The 26,997-nt window shown below is 68.4% G+C and carries 29 protein-coding genes; 18 read left to right on the forward strand and 11 right to left on the reverse strand.

The genetic code is table 11. The annotated features are described in order from the left end of the window. Positions 1-3: 3 nt before the first annotated feature. The 7 genes from C1H66_RS02055 to C1H66_RS02085 all read left to right on the forward strand — a co-directional run bounded on the left by C1H66_RS02055 (position 4) and on the right by C1H66_RS02085 (position 7,264). Positions 4-879, forward strand: a complete 876-nt coding sequence (locus tag C1H66_RS02055) for an amidohydrolase family protein (protein ID WP_102626253.1) — start codon at positions 4-6, stop codon at positions 877-879. A gap of 55 nt (positions 880-934) precedes the next feature. After that, complete coding sequence (locus C1H66_RS02060; protein ID WP_102626254.1) at positions 935-1,735, forward strand: NAD-dependent epimerase/dehydratase family protein; 801 nt, start codon at positions 935-937, stop codon at positions 1,733-1,735. A 109-nt stretch (positions 1,736-1,844) separates the two neighbouring features. Further along, entirely contained in the window at positions 1,845-2,582 is a 738-nt protein-coding gene (locus tag C1H66_RS02065) for a FadR/GntR family transcriptional regulator (RefSeq protein WP_240618188.1), read from the forward strand. 24 nt (positions 2,583-2,606) lie between these two features. Beyond that, positions 2,607-4,175 (forward strand): aldehyde dehydrogenase (NADP(+)), encoded by a 1,569-nt coding sequence (locus tag C1H66_RS02070; protein ID WP_102626256.1) that lies wholly within the window; start codon positions 2,607-2,609, stop codon positions 4,173-4,175. 314 nt (positions 4,176-4,489) lie between these two features. After that, positions 4,490-5,296: an alpha/beta fold hydrolase gene (locus C1H66_RS02075; protein WP_102626257.1), complete on the forward strand. Its 807-nt coding sequence runs from the start codon at positions 4,490-4,492 to the stop codon at positions 5,294-5,296. A gap of 2 nt (positions 5,297-5,298) precedes the next feature. Further along, positions 5,299-6,186, forward strand: coding sequence for an alpha/beta fold hydrolase (locus C1H66_RS02080; protein WP_102626258.1), 888 nt, complete (start codon positions 5,299-5,301; stop codon positions 6,184-6,186). Between the two features lie 4 nt (positions 6,187-6,190). Further along, positions 6,191-7,264 (forward strand): patatin-like phospholipase family protein, encoded by a 1,074-nt coding sequence (locus tag C1H66_RS02085; RefSeq protein ID WP_102626259.1) that lies wholly within the window; start codon positions 6,191-6,193, stop codon positions 7,262-7,264. Positions 7,265-7,275: 11 nt separating this feature from the next. Here the strand turns inward: C1H66_RS02085 and C1H66_RS02090 are convergent, their stop codons facing one another. Continuing rightward, the gene (locus tag C1H66_RS02090) at positions 7,276-7,851 is read right to left on the reverse strand and encodes a Smr/MutS family protein (RefSeq protein WP_102626260.1); all 576 of its coding nucleotides are present in this window, start codon (positions 7,849-7,851) and stop codon (positions 7,276-7,278) included. 118 nt (positions 7,852-7,969) lie between these two features. Between C1H66_RS02090 and prmB the strand changes: the two genes are divergently transcribed. The 5 genes from prmB to phaC all read left to right on the forward strand — a co-directional run bounded on the left by prmB (position 7,970) and on the right by phaC (position 13,028). Further along, entirely contained in the window at positions 7,970-8,923 is a 954-nt protein-coding gene (gene prmB / locus C1H66_RS02095; protein ID WP_102626261.1) for a 50S ribosomal protein L3 N(5)-glutamine methyltransferase, read from the forward strand. Positions 8,924-8,962: 39 nt separating this feature from the next. Further along, positions 8,963-10,048 (forward strand): chorismate synthase, encoded by a 1,086-nt coding sequence (gene aroC, locus C1H66_RS02100; protein ID WP_102626262.1) that lies wholly within the window; start codon positions 8,963-8,965, stop codon positions 10,046-10,048. A gap of 56 nt (positions 10,049-10,104) precedes the next feature. Beyond that, positions 10,105-10,509, forward strand: a complete 405-nt coding sequence (locus C1H66_RS02105) for a DUF6489 family protein (RefSeq protein ID WP_102626263.1) — start codon at positions 10,105-10,107, stop codon at positions 10,507-10,509. Positions 10,510-10,630: 121 nt separating this feature from the next. Beyond that, positions 10,631-11,053 (forward strand): phasin family protein, encoded by a 423-nt coding sequence (locus C1H66_RS02110; RefSeq protein ID WP_102626264.1) that lies wholly within the window; start codon positions 10,631-10,633, stop codon positions 11,051-11,053. A gap of 133 nt (positions 11,054-11,186) precedes the next feature. Then, positions 11,187-13,028, forward strand: a complete 1,842-nt coding sequence (gene phaC / locus C1H66_RS02115) for a class I poly(R)-hydroxyalkanoic acid synthase (RefSeq protein WP_102626265.1) — start codon at positions 11,187-11,189, stop codon at positions 13,026-13,028. Positions 13,029-13,154: 126 nt separating this feature from the next. On the opposite strand, the gene lnt is transcribed toward phaC, so the two are convergent. The 5 genes from lnt to miaB form a co-directional block, all read right to left on the reverse strand. After that, the gene (lnt, locus tag C1H66_RS02120) at positions 13,155-14,615 is read right to left on the reverse strand and encodes an apolipoprotein N-acyltransferase (protein WP_102626266.1); all 1,461 of its coding nucleotides are present in this window, start codon (positions 14,613-14,615) and stop codon (positions 13,155-13,157) included. 31 nt (positions 14,616-14,646) lie between these two features. Next, a complete protein-coding gene (locus C1H66_RS02125; RefSeq protein ID WP_102626267.1) occupies positions 14,647-15,516 on the reverse strand; it encodes an HlyC/CorC family transporter in 870 nt (289 codons plus the stop codon). Further along, complete coding sequence (gene ybeY / locus C1H66_RS02130; protein WP_102626268.1) at positions 15,513-16,025, reverse strand: rRNA maturation RNase YbeY; 513 nt, start codon at positions 16,023-16,025, stop codon at positions 15,513-15,515. Before ybeY ends, C1H66_RS02125 begins: the two co-directional genes overlap by 4 nt. Continuing rightward, entirely contained in the window at positions 16,022-17,113 is a 1,092-nt protein-coding gene (locus C1H66_RS02135) for a PhoH family protein (RefSeq protein WP_102626269.1), read from the reverse strand. Before C1H66_RS02135 ends, ybeY begins: the two co-directional genes overlap by 4 nt. Positions 17,114-17,200: 87 nt before the next feature. Continuing rightward, a complete protein-coding gene (gene miaB / locus C1H66_RS02140) occupies positions 17,201-18,544 on the reverse strand; it encodes a tRNA (N6-isopentenyl adenosine(37)-C2)-methylthiotransferase MiaB (protein ID WP_102626270.1) in 1,344 nt (447 codons plus the stop codon). Positions 18,545-18,788: 244 nt separating this feature from the next. Here miaB and C1H66_RS02145 point away from each other — a divergent pair, with 244 nt between their 5' ends. From C1H66_RS02145 to C1H66_RS02155, 3 genes are all read left to right on the forward strand, one after another. Continuing rightward, positions 18,789-19,118: a DUF1820 family protein gene (locus C1H66_RS02145; RefSeq protein ID WP_102626271.1), complete on the forward strand. Its 330-nt coding sequence runs from the start codon at positions 18,789-18,791 to the stop codon at positions 19,116-19,118. Positions 19,119-19,376: 258 nt separating this feature from the next. After that, positions 19,377-20,000: a TIGR04211 family SH3 domain-containing protein gene (locus tag C1H66_RS02150; RefSeq protein WP_102626272.1), complete on the forward strand. Its 624-nt coding sequence runs from the start codon at positions 19,377-19,379 to the stop codon at positions 19,998-20,000. Between the two features lie 22 nt (positions 20,001-20,022). Next, complete coding sequence (locus C1H66_RS02155; protein ID WP_102626273.1) at positions 20,023-20,661, forward strand: class I SAM-dependent methyltransferase; 639 nt, start codon at positions 20,023-20,025, stop codon at positions 20,659-20,661. 79 nt (positions 20,662-20,740) lie between these two features. On the opposite strand, the gene C1H66_RS02160 is transcribed toward C1H66_RS02155, so the two are convergent. Further along, complete coding sequence (locus C1H66_RS02160) at positions 20,741-21,331, reverse strand: YajG family lipoprotein (RefSeq protein WP_102626274.1); 591 nt, start codon at positions 21,329-21,331, stop codon at positions 20,741-20,743. A gap of 124 nt (positions 21,332-21,455) precedes the next feature. Between C1H66_RS02160 and C1H66_RS02165 the strand changes: the two genes are divergently transcribed. Then, positions 21,456-21,896, forward strand: coding sequence for a GNAT family N-acetyltransferase (locus C1H66_RS02165; protein ID WP_170064072.1), 441 nt, complete (start codon positions 21,456-21,458; stop codon positions 21,894-21,896). A gap of 62 nt (positions 21,897-21,958) precedes the next feature. Here C1H66_RS02165 and C1H66_RS02170 read toward each other — a convergent pair whose 3' ends face one another. From C1H66_RS02170 to cysP, 4 genes are read right to left on the reverse strand one after another with little or no spacing between them, the layout of a single operon-like run. Continuing rightward, positions 21,959-23,074, reverse strand: a complete 1,116-nt coding sequence (locus tag C1H66_RS02170) for a sulfate/molybdate ABC transporter ATP-binding protein (protein WP_102626276.1) — start codon at positions 23,072-23,074, stop codon at positions 21,959-21,961. Beyond that, the gene (gene cysW, locus C1H66_RS02175) at positions 23,071-23,916 is read right to left on the reverse strand and encodes a sulfate ABC transporter permease subunit CysW (RefSeq protein ID WP_102626277.1); all 846 of its coding nucleotides are present in this window, start codon (positions 23,914-23,916) and stop codon (positions 23,071-23,073) included. Before cysW ends, C1H66_RS02170 begins: the two co-directional genes overlap by 4 nt. Then, on the reverse strand, positions 23,916-24,773 hold the full coding sequence (cysT, locus tag C1H66_RS02180) for a sulfate ABC transporter permease subunit CysT (RefSeq protein WP_102626278.1): 858 nt from the start codon (positions 24,771-24,773) through the stop codon (positions 23,916-23,918). Before cysT ends, cysW begins: the two co-directional genes overlap by 1 nt. After that, entirely contained in the window at positions 24,770-25,780 is a 1,011-nt protein-coding gene (gene cysP / locus C1H66_RS02185) for a thiosulfate ABC transporter substrate-binding protein CysP (RefSeq protein WP_102626279.1), read from the reverse strand. Before cysP ends, cysT begins: the two co-directional genes overlap by 4 nt. 203 nt (positions 25,781-25,983) lie before the next feature. Here cysP and rpe point away from each other — a divergent pair, with 203 nt between their 5' ends. Then, positions 25,984-26,685 (forward strand): ribulose-phosphate 3-epimerase, encoded by a 702-nt coding sequence (gene rpe / locus C1H66_RS02190; protein ID WP_102626280.1) that lies wholly within the window; start codon positions 25,984-25,986, stop codon positions 26,683-26,685. An 8-nt stretch (positions 26,686-26,693) separates the two neighbouring features. Continuing rightward, positions 26,694-26,987 (forward strand): GIY-YIG nuclease family protein, encoded by a 294-nt coding sequence (locus C1H66_RS02195; RefSeq protein ID WP_240618189.1) that lies wholly within the window; start codon positions 26,694-26,696, stop codon positions 26,985-26,987. The last annotated feature ends 10 nt before the right edge of the window (positions 26,988-26,997 follow it).

Here is a 26,997-nt window from a genome sequence, read left to right on the forward strand (position 1 = left end):
GCCGTGACAGCGATACCTGCCAATACCCGGCCGCTGGACGGCCCGGCGTCACGACTCGAGACACCGCCGGGGGCCACCGATTGCCATATCCACCTGTATCTGCCCGGGCATGAGGCCCAGCCCGGCGGGCCAGCGATCGCCGAGCTGGCCACGGTGGAGGATTACCGTCGTGTGCAGGCGCGCCTGGGGCTGGAGCGCGTCGTGGTGACCCAGCCGAATGCCTACCAGCGGGATAACCGGGCGCTGCTCGAATCCCTGGCGCAACTGGGTACCGAGACGGCGCGGGGGGTAGCGGCCGTGGCGGCCGATACCCCCGTCGAGCATCTGCGTGAGTGGCATGACAAGGGGGTGCGCGGGGCACGCATCATGAATCTGCCGAAGGGCGCCGTGACGCATCGGGAGATGCCCGAGGTGGAACGCCTGATTCGCCCTTTCGGCTGGCACCTGATGGTGCAGTTCAACGGTCGGCATCTCGACGACTACCTCGAGGGGCTGCGCCGGGTCGAGACCGACTACATCATCGATCATGTCGGCAAGTTCATGCCGCCGGTGTCGGCAGACGACCGCCGTGTCGACGCGATCCTGCGGCTGCTGGATCGCGGCAATGCCTGGTTCAAGCTCTGCGCGGCCTATGAGGCCAGCGTGACCGGCGGGCCGGCGTGGAACGATGTGGGGGCCATTGCCCGGCGTGTCATCGCCCATGCCCCCGAGCGGATCCTCTGGGGCAGCAACTGGCCCCATGTCGGGGTGCCTCGCGAGCAGTATCCCGACGATGCCGAACAGCTCGACGTGCTGCTCGACTGGGCGAGCCCCGAGACGCAGCGACGGATCCTGGTGGACAACCCGGCAACCCTGTACGGGTTCCCGACGGCATCATGACCGAATCGAGGGCTATCCATGGCCCATGCAAGGCAAGTAGCGAGGAGTGCATCACATGTTGAATCGAATCCTGGTGACGGGCGCCGCCGGCGGACTGGGCAGCGCCATTCGTCCGCATCTGCAGCGCCTGGCTCACGAGGTGAGGCTGTCGGACCTGGCCGACCTGGGCGAGGCCGCGACCCACGAGGAACTGGTCCGCTGTGACCTGGCCGATGCCGAGGCCGTGCAGGCCCTGGTGGCCGATTGCGAGGGTATCGTCCATCTCGGGGGTGTCTCCGTCGAGAGGCCCTGGCGTCTCATCCTCCAGTCAAACATCATCGGTACCTACAACCTCTACGAGGCGGCGCGGCACCATGGCAAGCCGCGGATCGTCTTCGCCAGCTCCAACCACGCCATCGGCTACTACCCGCGCACCGCCCGGCTCGATGCCGGGGTGCCCCATCGTCCCGACTCGCTCTACGGCGTCTCGAAATGCTTCGGCGAGGATCTGGCCAGCCTGTATCACGACAAGTTCGGGGTCGAGACGCTCAGCGTGCGCATCGGTTCCTGCTTTCCCAAGCCCGCCGATACCCGGATGATGGCCACCTGGCTGAGCGTCGAGGACTTCGTTGGCCTGCTCAGGCGTGCCTTCGTGACGCCCAGGCTGGGACATACCCTGGTATACGGGGCATCGGACAACAGCGAGAAGTGGTGGGACAATCACCAGGCCGCCTTCCTGGGGTGGGTGCCCGGGGACAGCTCCGAAGCCTGGCGAGAGGAGATAGAGAGCCAGGACCGCGACCTGGATCCCGATGACCCGGCGGTCATCTACCAGGGGGGGAAGTTCGTCACCCGGGGGCATCCGGACGATGGCTAGGACCGGCCACATCGCGGCCCACCCGGGCAGAATGACGGCCATGGCTGCTACAATAGTATGACATCATACATTTATGGCGTTGGGTTGCATCATGACCAAGGGGGGTGACGTGACGACAGAACCCGTGCGTTTCGAGATCCACAAGGTAGCGCAGCGGGGCAGCCTCTCTGCCCATGTGGCCGACCAGCTGGAGGCGCTGATCACCCGGGGGAAGATCGCCGTGGGAGAGAAACTACCCACGGAAAACAGCCTGTGCGAGTCCTTCGGGGTCAGCCGCACGGTGATCCGAGAGGCGATCACTCACCTCAAGTCGCTCGGCCTGGTGGAGACCCGGCGCGGAGTGGGGACCACCGTGCTGCGTTCGACCACCATCGAGGCACGCCCCGCGGAGCGCATCAACCCGACCACGGTGGAGGACATCCTGCATGTGCTGGAGCTGCGTCTGACCCTGGAGCCGGCGGCGGCCGAGCTGGCCGCCCTGCGGCACGGTGACGAGGATCGCCGGCGCCTGGAGGAGAAGCATGCGGCCTTTATCAAGGCGTGTGCCGAGAAGTCCCAGGCCAGGGTCGAGGACTACGAGTTTCATCTGACCATCGCCAGGGCGACCCACAATCCCTTCTTCCACCAGTTCTACGAGCAGCTCAGCCCCAGCGGCATCCCCCGGGCCAAGCTGCTCAGCATCGATATCAACCCGGCCGCCGCGGAGCGCTATCTCGCGCGCGTCCAGGAGGAGCACGCCTATATCCTCGAGGCGATCCTGGCCCGCGACGGCGAGGCGGCCAGAGAGACCATGTTCCAGCACCTCAATCGGGCCCGGAACATGTATGCGCAGTATCAGGAAAACTGAACCCCGCAAACCAAGGGAGACAGCATGACCCTACAAGGCACTTCCCTGATCGGCCAGCAGGCCGTCACCGGCGACCAGGCCATCATCCGCGCCATTGACCCGTCCACCGGCGAGGCCCTGGCCCCGGACTACCCGGGCCTGGACCGTGACGCCGTGGCCCGGGCCTGTGAGCTCGCCGGGGCGGCCTTCGAAGCCTACCGCGAGACCTCGCTGGAGGCGCGTGCGGCCTTCCTCGAGGCCATCGCCGCCGAGATCGAGGCGCTCGGCGAACCCCTGATCGAGCGCGCCATGGCCGAGACCGGCCTGCCCCGGGCGCGCCTGGAGGGCGAGCGCGGCCGCACCTGCGGACAGCTGCGCCTGTTCGCCGCGGTCGTGCGCGCCGGCGAGTGGCTCGACGTGCGCATCGACCCGGCGTTGCCCGAGCGCCAACCGATGCCACGGGTCGACCTGCGCCAGCGCCACGTGGCCCTGGGCCCTGTCGCCGTGTTCGGCGCCTCGAACTTCCCGCTGGCCTTCAGCGTCGCCGGCGGCGATACCGCATCAAGCCTGGCCGCCGGCTGCCCGGTGGTGGTCAAGGCCCACTCCGCCCACCCCGGCACCTCCGAACTGGTGGGCCGCGCCGTGCAGAAGGCCGTGGCCGGCTGTGGCCTGCCCGAGGGGGTCTTCTCGCTGCTGTTCGGCGCCGGCCGCGAGGTGGGCCAGGCGCTGGTCGCCGATCCGCGCATCCAGGCGGTGGGCTTCACCGGCTCGCGGGCCGGTGGCCTGGCGCTGCAGCAGACGGCCCAGAATCGTCCCCAGCCGATCCCGGTCTACGCCGAGATGAGCTCGATCAACCCGGTCTTCCTGCTGCCCGAGGCGCTCGAGGCGCGCGCCACCGAACTCGCCGAGGGCTTCGTCGGCTCGCTCAACATGGGCGCCGGGCAGTTCTGCACTAACCCGGGCCTGGTGATCGGCGTCAAGGGTGAAGCGCTGGACGCTTTCGTCGCCGCCGCCGGCGAGGCGGTCAAGGGCAGCGCCGCCCAGACCATGCTCACTCCGGGCATCCACGCCGCCTACGCCGACGGCGTCGGGGCGCTGGCCGGCGAGGCCCGCGAGATCGCCCGCGGCCCGGTGGGAGAGGGGCCCCACCAGTGCCAGACCGCGCTGTTCGCCACCCGCGGTGCCGACTTCCTGCGGGATGAGGCGCTGCAGGCCGAGGTGTTCGGCGCCAGTGCCCTGGTGGTCGAATGCGCCGACCTCGACGAGATGCACCGCGTTGCCCACCACCTCGAGGGCCAGCTCACCGCCACCCTGCAGCTCGACGATGGCGATCTCGACGCCGCCCGAGCGTTGCTGCCGGTGCTCGAGCGCAAGGCCGGCCGGGTGCTGGCCAACGGCTGGCCCACCGGCGTCGAGGTGTGCCATGCCATGGTCCATGGCGGGCCCTTCCCGGCGACCTCGGACGCGCGCAGCACCTCGGTGGGCAGCGCCGCCATCCAGCGCTTCCTGCGCCCGGTGTGCTACCAGAACCTGCCCGCGGGCCTGCTGCCCGAGGCGCTTCAGGACGACAATCCGCTCAAGGTGAGCCGACTGGTGGACGGCAAGCGCGAGTGATCCCCAGAAATTCGCAAGCAGTTGGAACCCTTGGCGGCCTGCGGGCCGCCTTTTTCATGGCGATGTCAGATCGAGCGGAACTGTGCCACCATGGCGCCGTCCCGTCAGCGCGCCAGCCACAGGCCGACGGCGAGGGCGGCGAACACGGTGGCGAAGAACAGGCGGTTGCGAAGGCGAGTGTCGCGGGGCTTGGTCACGGTCTCTCCAGGCGATGCGTCAGGGGTTGAGGCTGAAACAAGTGTTTGCTTTCTGCGCTATCCTGTCGTTTCGATGGTAATCCCGTTAGTCTGCTACCGCTAGTCAGGACACGCCCCATGCCCATGCATTCCCCCGATCGCGATACCCTGGTCTTCGCCCATGCCAACGGCTTTCCGGGCCTCTGTTATCGCAGCTTCCTGGCGCCGCTGGCCGAGCGCTTCGAGCTGCACCCGTTGGATCGCCTCGGCCATCACCCGGACTTCCCGGTCGGACACAACTGGCTGGCGCTGCGTGACGAGTTGCTCGAGCACCTGGCCACCCTCGAGGGGCCGGTGATCGGGGTGGGGCACTCCATGGGCGGCGTGCTGATGGCGATGGCCGCCGAAACGGCCCCCGAGCGCTTTCGCTGTGTGGTGATGCTCGACCCGCCGCTGATGCTCGGCTTCGACGCCTGGGCAATGAAGGCGGCCAAGCGCTTCGGTTTCGTCGACCGGATCACCCCGGCCGGCAAGTCGCTGGGTCGTCGCGCGGTGTGGCCCGATCGCGAGTCCATGGGCAAGTACCTGCGCCGCCGCGGGCTGTTCCGCCGCTTCACCGAGCAGGCGCTGCGCGACTACATCGAGGGGGGGACCCGGCTGCTGGACGATGGCCGGGCGGCACTGGTCTATGACCCGGAGATCGAGGTGGAGATCTTCCGCCACCTGCCCGATCACCTGGACAGCCTGCCGCGGCGGCTGTCGGTGCCGGTGGGCCTGCTGGCCGGCGCCGACTCCGACCTGATCACGCCACGCCGTCGTCGGCGCCTGGTTCGCCGCGGCGTGCCGCTGTCCCTGGTGCCGGGGACCCATATGTTTCCCATGGAGCATCCCGATGAGACCCGCCAGGCGCTGCTGGTAACCCTCCACACTCTTCTGGACGACTGACCATGCACGATGTCCGACCCCTGCGCCTCGCCGAAGGGCGGCTGGCCGCCCTGAGCTGGGGCGATGACGGCACCCCGACCTGGCTGGCACTGCACGGCTGGCTCGACAATGCGGCGAGCTTCTCGCGGCTGGCGCCACGCCTGGTCGAGCGGCTCGGCATTCGCATCGTGGCCATCGACTTCTCCGGGCACGGGCTATCGCACCACCTGCCGGGGAATGGCGACTACGCCCTCTGGGACTACTGCCATGACCTGCTCGATGCCTGTGACGACCTGGGGCTCGAGCAGGCGACCCTGCTGGCTCACTCGCTGGGCGCCGGCGTTGCCTGCCTGACCGCGGCGGCCCTGCCGGAGCGCGTCCGCCGCCTGGTGCTGCTCGACGGGCTCGGCGCGGTGACCACCGACGCCGCCGAGGCACCGCGACAGCTGCGCAAGGGGCTGCTGGGCCATCGCCGCCCCGTATCGCCGGCGCCGCGCTATCCTGATATCAGGACGGCGGTGGCGGCCCGGGTGGCCGGGGGGGCCACCCCCATCGACGCCGAGACGGCCGAACCCCTGGTAGCGCGCAATCTCGAACCCTCGGCGGATGGCCGCCTGCAGTTGCGTACCGATGGCCGGCTGTTGCGACCCTCGCCGGTGAGGCTCAGCCCCGCTCAGGCGCTCGCCACGCTGGCCGCCATCGAGTGTCCGGTGCTGCTGGTGGAGGGCGAGGCCGGGATCCTCGGCAGTCGCGCGCTGGCGTCGAAGGCGCGAGCCGCGGTGGCGTTGCTCGAACGCCGGGTGCTGCCGGGCGGCCACCACCTGCACCTGGAGCCGGCGGCCGCGGAGGGCGTGGCCCGGGCCATCGTCGACTGGTACGGGGTGAGACGGGATGACCCGCAGGGAGGGTAGTCCGATGAGTGGGCGGCGAGTGGACCAGCGGGACGAGGGCAAGCGGGTGGCGCTGGTGCTGGGGAGCGGCGGTGCGCGTGGCTATGCCCATATCGGCGTCATCGAAGTGCTCGAGGCCCGTGGCTACGAGATCGTGGCGATCTCCGGCTGTTCCATGGGGGCCCTGGTGGGGGGCATCTACGCGGCGGGGGAGTTGCCGGCCTACCGCGACTGGGTCTGCCGGCTCGATTATTTCGACGTCCTCCGGCTGGTCGACGTCACCTGGAGCCCCATGGGCGCCATGCGCGCCAGCAAGGTCATGAGCAAGCTCGAGTCGCTGATCGGCGCCACCCGCATCGAGGAACTGCCGATCCCGCTGACCACCGTGGCCACCGACCTGGTACGCCAGCGCGAGGTCTGGTTCCAGAGCGGGTCGCTGCTGGAGGCGATTCGCGCCTCCATCGCCGTGCCGGGGGTGATCACGCCGGTGCACCGTGGCGCCCAGGTGCTGGTGGACGGCGGCCTGCTCAATCCATTGCCGATCATTCCCCTCGTCTCGGCCCATGCCGACCTGGTGCTGGCGGTGAACACCACCGCCCATAGCCCGCGGCCGGTGACGCTGGACGAGTTGCTGGCAGACGATGAACGGCTCGACGACGAGCCGCCTGGTGACCCCCAGCGCGAGCCCGCGAGCCAGCAGTTCAGCGGCTGGATGGACGATGTGCGCGAAGTCACCCGCCGGCTGCTCGACGGGCTGAGCCCCGGCAGCGCGGCCGAGGAGGAGGACGACCAGGCCGTCGGCCGCCGAGCCTGGGGCCGGTTGGACATGATCCTGGCCTCGTTCGATATCACCCAGGCGGCGCTGGCCAAGTACAAGGTGGCCGGCTATCCCCCCGATGTGCTGATCGAGGTGCCCAAGACGGTATGCGGCGCCTATGAGTTCCATCGCGCCGAGGCGCTGATCCGCCTGGGGCAGCGGCTGGCCATGGAGGCGATCGATAGCTACGAGGGCCGCAGGCACCGAGCCTGGGGCAGTAGCCAGGCACAGGTGGGGGCGTCGCCGAAATTGCCCGTCGAGCAGGCGCCGGATGGCTCCTGAGGGCATGGGGCTCAGCCGTCCCGGCCGCGCCGTCGCAGCAGCACGTAGACCGCCCCGGTGCCACCCTCGCTCTCGGTGGCCGAGCAGAAGGCGAGCACGGCGGGCCATTCCCTGAGCCAGGCGTTCACGTGGCTCTTGATCACCGGGTAGTCGCCGGTGGTGCCCCACGCCTTGCCGTGCACCACCAGCACGCAGCGCCGACCCTCGGCGGCGGCGTCGCGCAGGAAGGCTTCCAGTTCGCGGCGTGCCTCCTCCAGGGTGTAGCCGTGCAGGTCGAGTCCGACTTCCCAGGCGATCCTGCCTCGCTTGAGCTGGCTGCGGGTGCGCCAGGGCAGGTCGGGCAGGGCGAAGTCGAGCGGCTCCGAGGGACTCACCGGCTCCACCCGGCCGTCGGACGTCCGGCCCGTGGCGTGCTCATCGCTCGCGGCGCTGGCCGCGGCCCGGCGCGCGGCGGCGGAAGCATCGGAGTGGCGGCGACGGCCCGGATCGGCGCGATTGGTCTCGAGCGGACGCACGCCGGCTTCGCGCAGGGCCTGGCGAAAGGCGTCGATGTCGTCGTCGTCCGGATGGTGGCGGTGTCGACTCATGGGGCACTCGACTGGATCAGGGAGCGCCAGTATAGCGAGTCGAGCGTGGCTGTGAACCGCCCGGCCGGGTACAATCGGGCCCTCTAGCCGTCCGCAACCGTCAACCACAGGATGCCACGTGGCCGCTTTCAACGACGCCTCCACCTCCACGCTCCAGCTCGCCGACAGCGAGCTTCGCGATGGCTTCGTCACCCTGCGTGACTGCCTGCGCTGGGCCGCCAGCGAGTTCCATCTGGCGGGGCTCTTCTATGGGCATGGCACCGATTCCGCCTGGGACGAGGCGGTGGCGCTGACCCTGGGTGCCCTGCACCTGCCCTGGAACATCGATCCCGGGGTGCTCGATGCCCGGCTGCTGCCCATGGAGCGTGCGCGCATCGTGGCGCTGGTGCGGGCCCGCGTCGAGACGCGTCGCCCGCTGCCCTACCTGCTGGGCGAGGCCTTCTTCGCCGGCTTTCCGTTCAGCGTCGACGAGCGGGTGCTGATCCCGCGGTCGCCCATCGCCGAACTGATCGAGCACGGCTTCGCCGCCTGGTTCCCGGAAGAGCCACCGGCGCGGGTGCTCGACCTCTGCACCGGGTCGGGCTGCATCGGCGTCGCCACGGCGTTGCACCTGCCCGCCTGCGAGGTCGACCTGGCCGACATCAGTCCCGAGGCGCTGGAGGTGGCGCGGATCAATATCACCCGCCACGACGTCGGCGCGCGGGTGAGGGCGGTCGAGTCCGACCTCTTCGACGGCCTCGTCGGCCGGCGCTACGACCTGATCGTCTCCAACCCGCCCTATGTGGACGCCCGCGACCTGGTCACCATGCCCGCCGAGTACCGTCACGAACCGGCGCTGGCCCTCGGGGCGGGCAAGGACGGGCTGGACATCGTGCGGCGTCTCCTGCGCCAGGCCCGGGAGCATCTCGCCGACGACGGCGTGCTGATCGTCGAGGTGGGCAACTCCGATCGCCACCTGGAGGCCGCCTTCCCCGAGGTGCCCTTCCTGTGGCTGGAATTCGAGCGTGGTGGCCAGGGCGTGTTCGCCCTGACCGCCGCGGAACTCGACGCCCATGGGGCGTCCTTCGCCTGATCGGCCGTCCCCGATCTTCTGATACCAGGAGGAGCTCCCATGTCCGGCAATACCTTCGGCAAGCTGTTCACCCTCACCACCTTCGGCGAGAGCCACGGCCCGGCGCTGGGGGCCATCGTCGACGGCTGCCCGCCGGGGCTGCCGCTCACCGAAGAGGACCTGCAGCGTGACCTGGACCGCCGCCGCCCGGGCACCTCGCGCCATACCACCCAACGCCGTGAGCCCGACCAGGTGCGGATCCTCTCCGGCGTCTTCGAGGGCGTGACCACCGGCACCCCCATCGGCCTGGTGATCGAGAACACCGACCAGCGCTCCAAGGACTACTCGAAGATCAAGGACCAGTTCCGTCCGGCCCACGCCGACTACAGTTACCATCACAAGTACGGCATCCGCGACTACCGCGGGGGTGGCCGCTCCAGCGCCCGGGAGACCGCCATGCGGGTGGCGGCCGGTGCCATCGCCAAGAAGTACCTGGCGACCCATGGCATCGAGGTGCGCGGCTACATGAGCCAGCTCGGCCCCATCGCCATCGACTTCAGGGACTGGGCGGCGGTCGACGACAACCCCTTCTTCTGCCCCGACCCGGAGCGGGTGCCCGAGCTCGAGGCCTACATGGACCGGCTGCGCCGCGACCAGGACTCGGTGGGGGCCAGGATCACCGTGGTGGCCGAGGGCGTGCCGCCGGGGCTCGGCGAGCCGGTCTTCGATCGCCTGGACGCCGAGCTGGCCCATGGGCTGATGAGCATCAACGCGGTCAAGGGCGTGGAGATCGGCGACGGCTTCGCCGCGGTGGCCCAGCGCGGCAGCGAGCACCGCGACGAGATGACTCCCGAGGGCTTTCTCTCCAACCACGCCGGCGGCGTGCTGGGGGGCATCTCCAGCGGCCAGGCGATCGTCGCCCACCTGGCGCTCAAGCCCACCTCGAGCATCACCACCCCGGGGCGCAGCATCGACGTCCACGGCAATGCCGTCGAGGTAGTCACCCGGGGGCGCCATGACCCCTGTGTGGGGATTCGTGCCACGCCCATCGCCGAGGCGATGATGGCGCTGACCCTGATGGACCACCTGCTGCGTCACCGCGGCCAGAACGCCGAGGTCCGGGTCGAGACGCCGCGGCTGCGTTGAGCCGCGGCCCCGGTGATGGCTGCTACACTGGAATCACGACGACCAAGAGTGCCGCCATGAAGATCAATGTCGAGTTCGACCTGACCCCCGAGGAGTTCCGCCAGGCGCTGGGCCTGCCGGACGTCGAGGCCTTCCAGAAGGACCTGCTGAGCCGCATCCAGAAGCAGATGGAATCCGGGGTGGAGGGCTACGATCCCATGAGCCTGATGCAACCCTTCCTCCAGCAGCCAGGGTTGCCGCAGGGGCTCTCCCAGGGGCTCTCCCAGGGGCTGGCGAGCTTCGGCACCTACCAGCAGATGATGCTCGACATGCTGCGCCAGGCCGGTACCGGATCGGCCCAGCAGGGCGGAAAGGGGGAGCAGGGCGACGGCGAGGCCGGCGCGGCGAAGCCGGCTGCTGCTTCCCGGGGCGGGCGCAAGTCCACGGCCAGCGCGCGCTCTCGCACCCAGCGGGACGACTGATCGTCTGCCGGATTCGCCCAGGGTCGTATTGCAACCCGGCCCCCGGAAGACTACTCTTTGGTGCAGTGCAACATGACGGGTGGCGCTACCACCCATGTAGACCCCGCAAGGAGTATCTGCCATGTCAGACAAGATGACCGACGCCTTCAACGAGCAGACCCGCCAGTTCTTCGAGCCGATGCGCAGGATCAACTCCCTGATGCTCGACAACATGGAGAAGATGACCCAGTACCAGTTGGAGTCGATGAAGCGCTACAGCCAGATGGGTACCGAGCGCATGCGCAGTGCCAGTGAGGTCGGCGATGCCGAGAGCATGCGCGACTTCGGCACTCGCCAGGCCGAGATGATGAACGAACTCTCCCGGCAGATGCTGGAGGATGCCCGGGCCATGAGCGAGATGAGCCTCGAGTTCAAGAACCAGCTCGAACAACTCTTCGCCGAAGCCGGCCAGCAGATGACCGAACAGGCGGAGAAGGCCGGCGGCAGCGCCAAGCCGGCTCCGGCCAAGGCCAGCAGCCAGTCCTCGCGTGGCAGCAAGAGCTGAGCGGAACGGGCACTGATGGGGTGTGACCGAGCCCGGCCACACCGACGGCGGCTTCCCGGTACCCGCGTGGCGGGTGGTGGGAGGCGGCTTTCTTATTGATGGCAATCAGCCGGCAGGAAGTCAGGAGGGGTCAATGCAGCCAGGGGTGCACGCACCGACGCAGGCCGAGCTTGAGGCATGGAACGTCCAGCTCAAGGAGATCGGCGGGGAATATCGGGCCTTGATGGAGGACATGATGGAGCGGATGGTGCCCAGCGATGCCGCCGACTCCGTCTATGAGGACATGCGCGAGAGCTTCCGAGCGGGAGCCGAGTCGCTGATGCGCAACCCCCCGCTGCTGTGGCAGACCCAGTCACGGCTGCTCCAGGACCAGTTCCAGCTCTGGCAGCAGGGCATGCGGGCACTGGCCGGCGAGACGCTGGAGCCGCTGGTCACCCCGGCGAAGGGCGACCGGCGCTTCAACGACGAGGCCTGGACCAGCGACCCTCACTACCTGGCGATCATGCAGCAGTACCTGCTGTTCTCGCGGATGGTCGAGGATCTGGTGGAGAGCCTCGACGGTCTCGACCCCGGGCAGCAGCGCAACCTGGCCTTCTATGCCCGCCAGGTGGTCAATGCCATGGCGCCGACCAATTTCGTCACCACCAACCCCGAGGTGATGCGCAAGACCCTGGAGACCCGCGGTCAGAACCTGATCGACGGCCTGACCCGGCTGCGCGAGGACCTGGCCAATTCCGCCGAGGGGCTCAACGTCACCATGACCGACCGCAGCGCCTTCGCGGTCGGCGACAACATCGCCGTGACCCCGGGCTCGGTGGTCTACGAGAACGAGCTGATCCAGCTGATCCAGTACGCACCGACCACCGAGCAGGCCTTCAAGACGCCGCTGTTGATGGTGCCGCCCTGGATCAACAAGTACTACATCCTCGACCTTCGCCAGGACAACTCCCTGGTCAAGTGGCTGGTGGACCAGGGGCATACGGTGTTCCTGATCTCCTGGCGCAACCCCGGTCCCGAGCAGCGCGACCTGACCTGGGCCGACTACATGCAGCTGGGGCCGATCGCGGCGATGGGGGCCATCGAGCAGGCCACCGGCGAGAAATCGGTCAACCTGCTCAGTTACTGCATCGGCGGTACCCTGACCGCCTCCACCGTCGCCTACCTCACCAGCACCCGCCGCGGCCGCAAGGTGAAGTCGGTGACCTACATGGCGACCCTGCAGGACTTCCGCGATCCCGGCGACATCGGCGTCTTCCTCTCCGAGCCGGTGCTGGCCGGCATCGAGGCCAAGCTCGAGCGTGACGGCTACCTGGACGGGCGGGTGATGGCATTCTCGTTCAACCTGCTGCGCGAGAACGATCTCTTCTGGTCCTTCTATATCAGCAACTACCTCAAGGGGGACATGCCGGCCCCGTTCGACCTGCTCTACTGGAACACCGACGGCACCAACCTGCCGGCCGGCACCCACGCCTGGTACCTGCGCCACATGTACCTGGAGAACCGCCTGGTAGAGCCCGGTGGCATCGAGCTCGACGGGGTCAAGATCGACCTGCGCAAGATATCCACGCCGAGCTACTTCGTCTCCACCAGCGAGGACCATATCGCCAAGTGGAACAGCACCTACTACGGGGCGCTGCTGCCCAAGGGGCCGGTGACCTTCGTGCTGGGCGGCTCGGGCCATATCGCCGGTATCGTCAACCCGCCGAGCCGGAACAAGTACGGCTACTGGACCAACGACGCGCTGCCGGAGACGGCGGATGAGTGGCTGGCCGGTGCCGAGCAGCACGAGGGCTCCTGGTGGCCCCACTGGCAGCAGTGGATGACCGGCAACGGCTATGTCGACGCGGAGAAGATGGTGCCGGCGCGCCAGCCCGGCGAGGGCGAGCTCGACATCCTCGAGCCGGCTCCGGGGCGCTACGTCAAGATGACGATTCCCGAGGTGCTGGGCGAGACCCCGGCTTCGCCGGAAGCCTGAAGCCCTAAGCTTGAAGCTGTAAGAGCGGCGCTTCGCACCTGGAAGCCTGAAGATAAACCCCTGCTGCCTCGCAGCAGGGGTTGTCGTTTGTTGCCTCGGGGAAAACGCTGATTTCCAGCTTTCAGCTCAGCGCCGCAGGCGCAGCCCCGCGATGACCATCAGCCCGGCGAGCAGCCAGACCGGCCAGCTGCCAGTGCGGGTGAAGGGCGTCAGGCCCTGCATGGCGGTGACCTCGCCGGTGAGGGTGGCGATCTCGAACTGGGGGGCCCGGGCGGTGACGTTGCCCCGGGGATCGATGATCGCGGTGACCCCGTTGCTGGTGGCGCGGATCACGGGGCGGCCATTCTCCAGGGCGCGCAGCCGGGCCATCTGCAGATGCTGCAGGGGGCCGATGGAGGCGCCGAACCAGGTGTCGTTGGAGACCGTGAGCAGGAGGTCGGCAGCCCGGGCCCGGTCGGCGACCAGGTCGGCGTAGATGATCTCGTAGCAGATGGCGTTGCCGATGGTCAGGCCGGCGGCACGGATCGGCGCCTGGCCGGCGGGACCCGGCGTCATCGCCGGCATCGGCAGGTCGAAGAAGGCGATGGCACCGCGCAGCAGGTCTTCCAGCGGCAGGTACTCGCCGAAGGGCACCAGGTGCTCCTTGCGGTACTCGCCCTCGACGCCACCGACCCCGATCACGCTGTTGTAGTAGAGCCCGCGAGCCGTACGCTGCAGGATGCCGGTGAGCAGGGCGGTGTCGGGGGCGAGGTTGGACTGTACCCGTTCCAGCAGCGGGGCGGCCTCGTCCTCGAACATCGGCAGGGCGGCCTCGGGCCAGATGACCAGGCCGATGGAGTCGTCGAGCTCGCGGGTCAGGTCGCTGTAGGTGTTGGCGGCGACGCGCCGTCCTTCGGGGGTCCACTTGATCAACTGCGGCAGGTTGCCCTGCAGCAGGGCGACACGCACCGGTTCGCCGCTGGGGGTGGTCCATTGGCTGGGCAGGGCCAGCGGAATCAGCCAGAGGGCGGTGATGGGGGCCAATGCCCACCAGCGTCGGCGCAGGAGCTCTACGCCCAGGCTACCGGTGAGGGCGGTGATCAGCGACAGGCCGTAGACCCCGACCACCGGTGCCCAGGAGGCGAGTGGCGAGTCGACGTGGCCGCTGCCCAGCAGCAACCAGGGAAACCCGGTGAACAGCCAGGTGCGTAGCCACTCGCCCAGTACCCAGGCGCCGGCGAAGGTGAGGAACGCCAGACGGGGGCCACACAGCAGACGATAGAGCCACAGCGTGACGGCAAAGAACAGCGCCAGGCCGACCACGAACAGGCCGGTGAGGAACAGCGCCAGGGGGACGCCGGTATAGCCATAGTCATGGATCGACACGTAGACCCAGGACGCCCCCGAGCCGAACAGGCCGACACCGTAGCACCAGCCGCGCAGGGCGGCCTGGGCGGGCGTCAGGGCCGGCAGGCCGGCATAGACCAGCCCGGCGGCCACCGGGGCCAGCCACCAGAGTTCGAAGGGGGAGGCGGTCAGGGTGGTGAGGCCCCCCGCGGCGAGGGCCAGCAGATAGCCCAGGAGCGGGGGGAAACGCAGTTCAGGCATCTTGGCCATCCTTGGGGAGAAGCGTCTCGGGTCAGTCGTTGCCCGGTTCGTCGTGGGGCTGGGCTTCCAGCAGACGGATGCGACGGTTGTCGGCGTTGAGCACCGTGAAGCGCCAGCCGCCGATCTCGGTATGCTCGCCCCGGCCGGGCAGGTGGCCGAAGCGCTGCATCACCAGCCCTCCCAGGGTGTCGAACTCCTCATCGGAGAAGCGCGTCTGGAAGCGTGCGTTGAAATCCTCGATGGGAGTCAGGGCGCGAATGGCGTAGCGGTCATCGCCGAGCTCACGGATATCCTCCTCCTCGTCGATGTCGTGCTCGTCCTCGATGTCGCCGACGATCTGCTCGAGGATGTCCTCGATGGTGACGATCCCGGCGGTGCCGCCGTACTCGTCGACCACCACCGCCATGTGGTTGTGGGTGTCGCGGAACTCCTTGAGCAGGCTGTTGAGTCGCTTCGATTCGGGCACGAACATCGCCGGGCGGATCACCTCCTCGAGGCGGAACGGCAGGCCGTTCTCCTGGCCGCGACGCAGCAGTGGCAGCAGGTCCTTGGCCAGCAGGATGCCCTTGACCTCGTCGAGGTTCTCGCCGATCACCGGGTAGCGCGAGTGGCCTGTCTCCAGGATCACCGGCAGGTACTCCTCCAGGGGCTGGTCGAGGGCGATGGCGGTGACCTGGGAGCGGGGGATCAGCACCTCGCGGACCTGCTGGTCGCTGATCTGCAGGGCGCCCTCGATGATCATCATGGCGTCCTGCTCGAGCTTGAGTCGGCTGGCCGCCTGACGCAGGAACTCCAGTAGCTCGTCCCGGGAGCTGGGTTCGTCGCTGTCGCTGGAAAGGGCGCTGAACAACTTCTCGAACCAGGACTTGCCGCCCTGGTTGGTCGATCGGTCTTCGCTCATGCGTCGGCTCTCTTGTCCTCGGTATCGGGGCCCGTGGCGTCGCGGGTGTCCGCACGATAGGGGTCGTTGATGCCCAGGCCGGCGAGGATCTCGCGCTCGAGCGCCTCCATGGCCTCGGCCTCGTCATCCTCGAGATGGTCGTATCCGAGCAGGTGCAGGGTGCCATGCACCACCATATGAGCGTAGTGAGCCGCCGGGGACTTGTCCTGCTCCCGTGCTTCCCGGACCACCACGGGATGGCAGATCACCAGGTCACCGAGCAGCGCAAGCTCGACGCCGGGCGGGCTCTCGAAGGGAAAGGAGAGCACGTTGGTGGGTCTGTCGCGGCCGCGGTAGTCGCGGTTCAGGGTCCGGCTCTCCGCCTCGTCGACCAGGCGCACCGTCAGCTCCGAGGCGGGATCGACGTCGTGGCGGGCCAGCACGGCGGCGACCCAGGCCTCGAGCTCGGCCTGGCTCGGCAGGTCCACGGCCTCGATGGCGACCTGACGATCGACGAGCGGGGCATTCATGGGTCTCTGCGCTCTCCGTTGGCTCGGTCGTGGTCGAGGCGTTCCTGGCGGAGCGTCTCGCGCTTCTGCTCCCGGGCCTCCTTGCGGGAGCGCTCGGCGGCCTCCTGCTCGGCCTCGAAGTGGTCGTAGGCCTCGATGATGCGCTGCACCAGCGGATGGCGCACCACGTCCTTGGCGGCGAAGTGGGTCACGCCGATGCCGGGGGTGCCCTTGAGCACGTCGAGTACCTGGATCAGCCCCGAGCTCTGGCCGCGGGGCAGGTCGACCTGGGTGACGTCGCCGGTGATCACCGCGGTGGAGCCGAAGCCGATACGCGTCAGGAACATCTTCATCTGCTCGCGGGTGGTGTTCTGGCTCTCGTCGAGGATGATGAAGGCGTTGTTCAGGGTGCGCCCGCGCATGTAGGCCAGCGGGGCGATCTCGATCACCTGGCGCTCGATCAGCTTGGCGACCTGCTCGAAGCCGATCATCTCGTAGAGCGCGTCGTAGAGCGGCCGCAGGTAGGGGTCGATCTTCTGGGCCAGGTCGCCGGGCAGGAAGCCGAGCTTCTCGCCGGCCTCCACCGCCGGGCGCACCAGCAGGATGCGGCGTACCTCCTGCTGGTTGAGGGCTTCCACTGCCGCGGCCACCGCCAGGTAGGTCTTGCCGGTACCGGCCGGGCCGATGCCGAAGTTGATGTCGTGGGCGCGGATGCTCTGGACATAGCCCTGCTGGTTGAGGCCGCGAGGCTTGATCAGCGTGCGTGGGGTGCGCAGCAGCACCTCGCCCTCCGGTTCGGCGCCTTCCTCCTCGTCCAGCGCCTCGAGGCCGGACTCCTGCAGGAAGAGATGCACGGTATCGGGGGTCAGGTCGCTGGCCTCGGCCTCGCGGTAGAGATGCTCGAGCACGTTGGCGGCGGCCTTGACGCGATGGCTGGGGCCGGCGAGCTGGAAGATGTTGCCGCGGTTGCGCAGGGTGATGCCGAGCCGGGACTCGACCAGCTTGAGGTGCTCGTCGCGCTGGCCGCAGAGGTTGGCCAGGCGCCGGGGATCGTTGGGCTCGAGGTTCAGGGTGATGATGCGATTGGCCTGGGTGGCTGGCTGGCTCAAGGCAGGGAGGTCCGTGCGTGGTGTATGTGGGCTCAGCTTACTGCCCCGGCGGTCGCCGGGGCAATGGATGACGGCGGATGCGAAGACTCAGAAGCGCTCCGGGGACGCCAGCTCGCCGCGCAGGGAGTTGGGCAGCGCCTCGCTGATCTCCACGTCGACGAAGTAGCCGATCAGGTCGAAGGGGTTGGCCGCGCGGAAGTTGACCACCCGGTTGTTCTCGGTACGCCCGGAGAGCTGCCCCGGGTCCCTGGGCGAGAAGCCGGTGACCAGGATGCGCTGGGTCGACCCGACCATGCGCCGGCTGATCTGCATCGCCTGCTGGTTGATGCGCTCCTGGAGGATCGCCAGGCGCTGCTTCTTGAGGCCCTCGGGGGTGTCGTCGTCGAGGGCCGCCGCCGGGGTGCCGGGGCGCGCCGAGTAGACGAAGCTGAACGAGTGGTCGAAGCCGATGCGATGGATCAGGTCCATGGTCGCCTCGAAGTCCTCCGCGGTCTCGCCGGGGAAGCCGACGATGAAGTCGGAGGAGAAGCTGATATCCGGGCGCAGGGCGCGGATGCGCTCCAGCTTCGCGACGTACTCCTCGACGCTGTGGCCGCGCTTCATGGCCGCCAGGATGCGGTCGGAACCGGCCTGCACCGGCAGGTGCAGGTGGCTGACCAGCTCGGGGATCTCGCCATAGGCCTCGATCAGGCTGTCGGAGAACTCCACCGGGTGCGAGGTGGTGAAGCGGATGCGGTCGATGCCCTCCACCGCGGCGACGCAGGCGATCAGTTCGGCCAGGTCGATCTCGTCGCCGAGCCGGTTCTCGCCGCGATAGGCGTTGACGTTCTGGCCCAGCAGGTTGATCTCGCGCACCCCCTGGTCGGCCAGGTGAATCACCTCGTCCATCACCGCCTCGAAGGGCCGCGAGACCTCCTCGCCGCGGGTGTAGGGCACCACGCAGAAGGTGCAGTACTTGGAGCAGCCCTCCATCACCGAGACGAAGGCGGTGGCGCCGTCCGAGCTCGGCTTGGGCAGGTGGTCGAACTTCTCGATCTCGGGGAAGGTGACGTCGACCACCGAGATCTGGTCGTTGCGCCGCGCGTCGAGCATCGCCGGCACCCGATGCAGGGTCTGGGGGCCGAACACCATGTCGACGTGGGGCGCGCGCTTGCGCAGCGCCTCGCCCTCCTGGCTGGCGACGCAGCCGCCCACCCCGATCACCAGCTCGGGGTTGGCGTCCTTGAGCTTCTTCCAGCGACCGAGCTGGTGGAACACCTTCTCCTGGGCCTTCTCGCGGATCGAGCAGGTGTTGAGCAGGATGACGTCGGCTTCGCGCTCGTCGTCGGTGAGCTCCAACTGGTGGGATTCGCCGAGCAGATCCGCCATGCGCGCGGAGTCGTACTCGTTCATCTGGCAGCCGTGCGTCTTGATGAAGAGTTTCTTCGCCATAAGAATAGGGTCGTGGCGGCTGGCGCCCGACGTCTGTTACCGATGAAGATGAATGGGGGTCGCGAGGTCGTCGCGCGGGTCGGCCGGGTGCGGCCGCTCGAATGCGCCCATTATACGCAGGCACCCCGCGGGGGGCCAGCCGCCCGGGTGCACAATGGCCGTCTGTGGTACCCTTGGCGCCTTGCGATATGTCGCGGCGCACGAGCGTCATATTCAGGGTGACAGGCAAGGAACAGGCACTATCATGGCGGCCAAACCGATCTATCGAGTGGTATTCCACCAGCAGGGTGAGGTCTGGGAGCTGTATGTCCGCGAGATCTTCCAGAGCGACCTCTGGGGCTTCATCGAAATCGAGGAGTTCGTCTTCGAGGACGTCTCGAAGCTGGTGGTGGATCCCTCTGCCGACAAGCTGCGGCGTACCTTCGACGGGGTCGGGCGCAGTTATCTGCCGCTCAACGCCATCGTGCGTATCGATGAGGTGGAGCGTGAGGGGCCACCGAGAGCGGTGAAGAGCGAGGGCCGGGTGGCGGAGTTTCCGCGATCCTTCGCCCCTCCCCCGAAGGGTGAGCGCTGAACCCTGGTCATACAATGACCAGGAGGCGGGCAGGCCGGACAGCGTGGCCCTCGGCGGAGGCTTTCCAGCGGTTTTCCCGGCACTTGTCCACAGAAGCTGTGGAAAACGGCGCCGGACACCAGGCGGTTGCCTGACAGGCGGGTGGCATCGGCAGTTTTCAGAGAGTTCAGGTCTCATCGTGCCGTTGCCGGAGGGATGCCGGTGGCGGTGACAGGTCGCGGAGGAGCGGATCCCGCTAGTTACAGCCAGGACGACGGCATGACGAAACACGATTTCAAGTTCTTGACCCTGGGGCTGGGGCTGCTGGCCCTGCCGCTGCACGCCCAGGAGGCCGAAGACGGCACCCAGTGGGTCTCCGACTCACTGACCACCTATGTACGCAGTGGCCCCACCGACGGCTACCGCATCGTCGGCACCCTGACCGCCGGCGAGCCGGTCACGGTGCTGGAGTCCAGTGGCAATTACTCCCGGGTGCAGAACGGCGACGGCGACACCGTCTGGGTGCTGAGCAATGAACTCCAGCAGACCCCCAGTTCCCAGGTGCGCCTGCCCGAGCTGGAAACCCGGGTGGCCCAGCTGACCGACGAACTCGACGGCATCAACGCCGAGTGGGAGAACCGTGTCTCCTCGATGACCGAGGCCCTGGCCGCCGGCGAGGAGCGGATCGAGGAGCTCGAGGCCCATAACCGCGAGCTCGACGCCGAGGCCGAGCAGTCGCGCGGGACCATCCGCCGGTTGCAGGCGCGTCTCGATACCCAGGAGGAGGACCTGCTGCTGCGCTACTTCATGTACGGGGGCGGGGTGGCCGGGGGCGGGCTACTGGTCGGCCTGATCATTCCTCACCTGCCGCGTCGCCGCAAGAAGCGCGACCGCTGGTTCTGAGCCGGGCCCGGCAGGAGCGAAGATGGTCAACGAATGGCGCGACCGCTGGCGGGAGGGCCGCATCGGCTTCCACCGCGAGCAGATCCACTCCTCGCTGGTGCGCTATTGGCCCCTGCTGGGTGTGACGCCCGGCACCAAGGTGCTGGTGCCATTGTGCGGCAAGAGCCTGGACATGCGCTGGCTGGGACAGCACGATCACCCGGTGCTGGGCATCGAGCTCGCCCCCGAGGCGATCGAACAGTTCGTCGCCGCGGGGGCGGGAGAGATCTCGCGGTATCGGCAGGGCGGCTTCGACGTCTGTCGCCAGGGGAACGTCGAGCTGTGGTGCGGCGACTTCTTCCACTTCCATATCGAGCAGGCGGCGGAGATCGGGGCCTTCTACGATCGCGCCGCCCTGATCGCCTTGCCGCCGGCCACCCGGCAGCGTTACGCCTTCCATCTCGCCCAACTGATTCCCCCCGGGGCCCGTGGCCTGCTGATCAGCCTGATCCGGGCGCCTGGTGACGAGGGAGGGCCGCCCTTCGGCGTGGCCGCCGAGGAGGTGCGCGAGCTGTTCGAGCCCAACTTCCAGGTCACCCACCTGGAGGACGGCGAGCCGGAGCCGGGCAGGGGTTTCCGTGAGAGCGTCTGGGCCCTGGTGAGGCGAGGCCCTTCGGTCTAGCGGCGCGGCGTCTCGAGCCTGGCGTCCGCCAACGACGAGGGCGCCCCGCGGGGCGCCCTCGTCGTGCCGGCGGAGGCGATCAGCGTGTCAGCAGGCGACCCAGCTCGGGATCGCGAAAGGCGCGGTCGAGGCCGTCCGAGAGCAGGTCGTTGAGCATGCGGGTATTGGTGTCGCGGTCGGGACGCACGGCAAAGCTCTGGGTACGCCGGGAGGTGTAGGTGCCGGTATAGGTGTTGCCGCCGTTGACCGCCTCGGCGATGAACACCGCCTCCAGGCGCGCCTCGTCGATCACCGGGCGGCTCTGGCCGCGTTCGTAGCCCAGGTGGTCGAGTGTCAGGGTCAGGCTGGGGCGCCCCTGGGCACTCTCGGTGGTGGGATTGAAGCCCATCTCGCGCACGGCCCGCTCGGCCTCGGCCTGGAGCCGGGGCACCAGCTCGTGGGCGCTGACCGTGATGGTGGACGTGGACATGGCGCTGCCGCTGCGGGTACCGATCACCTCGCTGTCGCGGCCGTCGACGGCCACCACGGTGATCTGCTGGCCGCTGCCGGTCTGCGGCGCGGCGACACTGCGCTTGGGGCTCAGTTGCAGGTGGTGGGGGCTGGCACAGCCGGCCAGCCAGAGGCCGGCGAGCAGCACCGCGGAGAGGCGAAGGAAAGAGCGTCGACGCATCCGGTGTCTCCGTGAGGGTAGATGGGAGGATGTCCCGCGAGTATATCCCCTCGCGACGAGGGCAGGAATTCCCGGCGTGTCGGCGGAGGGTTACACTGTCGCGATAGACCAACGGATGGCCATCATGATCCGATCCGCGATGCCCGAGGACATACCGCTCCTCGTCGACATCTGGCTGCGAGCCTCGCGCCAGGCCCACGATTTCATTCCCGCCGAGTTCTGGGAGGCGCGGGCCGAGGCGATGGCGCGTGACTACCTGCCCGCCGCCGAGGTCCATGTGCTGGACATCGGTAGCCGGGTGATCGGCTTCGCCGCCCTCAACGACGACCACCTCGAGGCGCTGTTCGTCGACCCGGACGTGCAGGGCTATGGTCACGGTTCCCGGCTGATGGCCCATGCCATGGAACGCCATCGCCGCATCACCCTGTGTGTCTACTCGCGTAACGTGCGAGCGGTCTCCCTCTACCGGCGGCTGGGCTTCCAGGTCTGCGGCGAGGGCGAGGACTCGCTGACGGGCGAGCGGGAGACCCGGATGCAATGGACCCGCCAGCCAGCCTGCGAGTGAGCGCGATGCTCGCGACCCCGCCCATCGGCCGCTCGTCGGGGAGCGAGAACCCGGTTCCGGGGTCACGATACCGCTTCGCGGGCTCTCGTGGGGCGGGTGTCTGGCTCCGCGGGGAAGCGATGCCAGCGCCGGGGCAGGGCGTAGAGGCGCTGGCCGCGCCGCAGGTCGAGGCGCTCGTAGTCGGCGTGGCGCAGCGTGGCGAGCCAGGGCGAGGCCATCCAGTCCGCGGCGAGTTCCACCCTCACTTCGGCGCCCACCGGCGAGATGGCGGTGACGGTGGCCGGCAGCCTGGCGTCGGCGGTCGGCGCTTCTGCCAGTTTCACCTCGTGGGGGCGCAGCAGCAGCTCCTCCGGGCCGTCGGGGAGCTCGACCGCCAGCCGTGCATCGCCACAGGTGAGGGTGCCGTCGCGCACTTCGCCCTCCAGGTGATTCACGTCGCCCAGGAACTCGAACACGAAGCGGTTGGCCGGTGCGCGATAGAGGCTGTCCGGCGTGTCGATCTGCTCGATGCGGCCGTTGCTCATCACCACCACCCGGTCGGAGAGCTCCAGTGCCTCCTCCTGGTCGTGGGTGACGAAGACGCTGGTGAAGTTCAGCTCGTCATGCAGGTGGCGCAGCCAGCGGCGCAGCTCCTGGCGCACCTTGGCATCCAGCGCGCCGAAGGGTTCGTCGAGCAGCAGCACGTCGGGGCGCAGGGCGAGCGCCCGGGCCAGCGAGACGCGCTGCTGCTGTCCGCCGGAGAGCTGGGCCGGGTAGCGGTTGGCCAGCGGTTCGAGCTGGACCATCTCCAGCAGGCGGTGCACCCGGGCGCGGATCTCGCCGCCGGTCGGCCGCTGCCGACGGGGCATCACGGTGAGGCCGAAGGCCACGTTGTCGTAGACCGTCATGTGCCGGAACAGCGCATAGTGCTGGAAGACGAAGCCGATGCGTCGGTCGCGCACGTGCACGTGGGTCACGTCGCGGTCGCCGAAGAGGATGCGCCCGGGCGCCGGCGTGTGGTCGGCGGCCTCGAGCCCGGCGATGATGCGCAGCAGGGTGGTCTTGCCGGAGCCCGAGGGGCCGAGCAGGCCGATCAGCTCGCCCTCGCGGATCTCCAGGTCGAGGGGGTCCAGGGCCCTGGCGGCCCCCCGGCCCGGCGGGCCATAGGTCTTGGCGATATTCTGAAGGCGGATGCTCATGTCGAAGCCTCCTGGCGCGCGGCGCGCCATTCCAGGCCGGCCTTGGCGGCCAGCGTCAACAGGGCGATCAGGGCCAGCAGTGCGGCGCTGGCGAAGGCGCCCACGGTGTTGTAGTCCTGATAGAGCTGCTCCAGGTGCAGCGGCAGGGTGTTGGTCTGGCCGCGGATGGCGCCGGAGACCACCGACACCGCGCCGAACTCGCCCACCGCCCGGGCGTTGGTGAGGATCACCCCGTAGAGCAGTGCCCAGCGGATGTTGGGCAGGGTCACGCGGCGAAACAGCGTCCAGCCCGAGGCGCCCAGCGTCACGGCGGCCTCCTCGTCACGCGAGCCCTGGGCCTGCATCAGCGGGATCAGCTCCCGGGCCACGAAGGGGCAGGTGACGAAGATGGTCACCATCAGGATGCCCGGCCAGGCGAACATCAACTGGATGTCATGGGTGTCAAGCCAGCCACCGATCCAGCCGTTGCGCCCGTAGAGCAGCAGGTAGACCAGGCCCGCCACCACCGGCGACACCGCGAAGGGGATGTCGATCAGGGTCTGCAGGATGCGCCGTCCGGGAAAGCGGAAGCGCGTCACCAGCCAGGCCAGCATGACGCCGAACACCAGGTTGACCGGGATGGTCAGCACGGTGATGAACAGTGTCAGGCCAATGGCCGAGCGCGTGTAGCTGTTGGTGACGTTGGTCCAGAACACCCCGGCGCCCTGGGCGAAGGCCTGGGCGAAGATCGCCACCAGCGGCAGCAGTAGGAACAGCGCCGACAGGGCCACCGCCGCGATCACGAGCAGGCGCCGCACCCGCGGGGCGTCACCGATGCGCTGGGTACCCTCGAGTCGCGACATCAGCCCATCCCTCCATGCAACCGCTTGATGAAGCGTCCCTGCCACAGGTTGATGGCCAGCAGCAGGGCCAGCGAGACGAACAGCACCACCGAGGCGATGGCCGAGGCGCCGGCATAGTCGTACTCCTGCAGCTTGACGAAGATCATCAGCGCGGTGATCTCGGTCTCATAGGGCATGTTGCCGGCGATGAAGATGATGGCGCCGAACTCGCCCAGCGAGCGCACGAAGGCGAGGCCGGTGCCGGTGACCAGGGCCGGCCAGAGGTGAGGCAGGATCACCCGCCGGAAGGCGGTGCCGTCGCTGGCGCCGAGGGTAAGGGCCGCCTCGTCCACCTCAACGGGCAGGTCCTCGAGGACCGGTTGCACGGTGCGCACCACGAAGGGGATGCTGGTGAAGGCCATGGCCAGGGCGATGCCCACCCAGGTGTAGGCGACCTGCAGGCCCAGCGGCTCGAGCAGGCGACCCATCCAGCCGTTGCTCGAGTAGAGGGTGGCGAGCGTGATGCCGGCCACCGCCGTGGGCAGGGCGAAGGGCAGGTCCATCAGGGCATCGAGCAGTCGCCTGCCGGGAAACTCGTAGCGTACCAGCACCCAGGCCAGCAGCAGGCCGAAGGCCGCATTGACGATCGCCGCCACCGCCGCCGCCCCCATGGTGACGGTGTAGCTGGCCACTACCCGGCCATCGGTGATGATCGCCCAGTACTGGGCCAGGCTGAGATCGGCCAACTGACCGAACAGCCCGGTCATCGGCAGCAGCAGTACCAGCGAGACGAACAGCAGGCTGACGCCGAGCGAGAGACCGAAGCCCGGCAGCACACGCCTGGGGGAGCTGCCGGCGCGGAGGGCGAGCGTGATCATCGACGCTGCAACTGATCCAGCAAGGCGCCGCCGGCGAAGTGCGCTTCCATGGCCTCCTCCCAGCTACCGACGATGTTCTCGACCTGCAGCAGCTCGGTCTGCGGGAAGCGTTCGGCGAACTCCTCGACCACCGCTTCGTGGTGCACGCGATAGTTGAAGCCGGCGAGCTGGCGCTGGGCCTCTTCGCTGTAGAGGTACTCCACGTAGGCGCGGGCCAGGTCGAGGTTACCGTTACGCTCGGCGTTGGGCTCGACCACCGCCACCGGGAACTCGGCCAGGATGCTCACCGGCGGCACGATGACCTCGTAGTCCTCCTCGCCGTATTCGCCGCGGATGTTGTTGACCTCGGACTCGAAGCTGATCAGCACGTCGCCGATACCGCGCTCGATGAAGCTGGTGGTGGCACCGCGACCTCCGGTGTCGAAGACCGCCACGTTGCGCAGGAAGGTGCGCATGAAGTCGTGAATCCGCTCCTCGTCGCCGTCGAAGGCGTCGTCGGCATACCCCCAGGCGGCCAGGTAGGTGTAGCGGCCGTTGCCGGAGGTCTTGGGGTTGGGGAAGACCATCTCCACGTCCTCGCGCACCAGGTCGTCCCAGTTCTCGATGCCCTTGGGGTTGCCCTTGCGGACCAGGAAGGCGGTGGTGGAGTAGTAGGGCGAGGCGTTGTTGGGCAGCTGTGCCTGCCAGTCCTCGGCCACCAGGCCGCCATCGGCGAGCGCCTGGACATCGGTGACCTGGTTGTAGGTCACCACGTCGGCGCGCAGTCCCTGGAGGATGGCGCGGGCCTGGGCGGACGAACCGCCGTGGGACTGGCTGATCTCGACCTCTTCGTCGTGTTCGGCCTGCCACCAGGCCGTGAACTCGGGATTGATGGCGGCGAACAGCTCGCGAGCGATGTCGTAGGAGGAGTTGAGCAGTTCGCGCTCGGCGGCCAGGGCCGGGCCGGCCAGGCCGGTGCCCAGGGCGATGGCGAGCAGGCTCTGCTTGAGGAGGCGCGATGCGGTCATGGGGGGCTCCGAAGATGGTTTGGACGCTAACAACAAGGTTAATTCTCGATTTGAGGAATTACAATCGTGTTCTTTATTTGTTTTTGGAATAAATCCCGATGGTCGCTCTTCATGACCGGGGCGTCGAAAAGCGTGTCGCCTGCTGCCAGACGGGTGCCTCTGCTAGAATGCACTCTTTCTGGAGCAACCGCCTGGACACTTCCATGACCGACGCGACCCGTGACTTCCTCATCGCCCCCTCGATCCTCTCCGCCGACTTCGCGCGCCTGGGCGAGGAGGTGGACAACGTGCTGGCCGCCGGGGCCGACATCGTCCACTTCGATGTGATGGACAATCACTACGTGCCCAACCTGACCATCGGGCCCATGGTCTGCGAGGCGCTGAGGAAGCACGGCGTGACGGCGCCCATCGACGCGCACCTGATGGTGCGGCCGGTGGACCGGCTGATCGATGACTTCATCGAGGCCGGCGCGAGCTACATCACCTTTCACCCGGAGGCGTCCGACCACATCGACCGCTCCCTGCAGCTGATTCGCGACGGCGGCTGCAAGGCGGGGCTGGTGTTCAATCCGGCCACTCCGCTCAGCTACCTCGACCACGTCATGGACAAGGTCGACATGATCCTGCTGATGAGTGTCAATCCCGGGTTCGGTGGCCAGGCCTTCATTCCCGGCACCCTGGACAAGCTGCGCGAGGCGCGTCGACGCATCGACGCCTCGGGGCTCGACATCCGCCTGGAGATCGACGGCGGCGTCAAGGTCGACAACATCGCCGAGATCGCCCGGGCCGGGGCCGATACCTTCGTCGCCGGCTCGGCGATCTTCAAGGCCGGCAGCGAGGTCGACCCGCATCGCTACGACAGCGTGATCCGCGAGTTCCGCGAGCAGCTGGCCGGGGTGAGGTGAGCAGGGCAGTGAGTGACGGCGCGTCGTCCCCGCGCTGGCATCTCTACCTGATAGAGACCGCCAGCGGTGCCCTCTATACCGGCATCACCACCGACGTGGCGCGGCGGCTGGCCGAGCACGCTGCCGGGCGGGGCGCCAAGGCGCTGCGTGGCCGTGGGCCCCTGCGGCTGGTTCACCACGAGGCGGTGGGTAGCCGCGGCGAGGCGCTGCGGCTCGAGGCCTGGCTCAAGCGCCTCCCGGCGACGAAGAAGCGAGCCTGGCTGGCGGATCGCCCGAAAGCGGGCCATCCGCGACACCGTTAGCCGGGAGGCC

This window comes from Halomonas heilongjiangensis, from assembly GCF_002879645.1.
Taxonomy (GTDB): Bacteria; Pseudomonadota; Gammaproteobacteria; order Pseudomonadales; family Halomonadaceae; genus Halomonas; species Halomonas heilongjiangensis.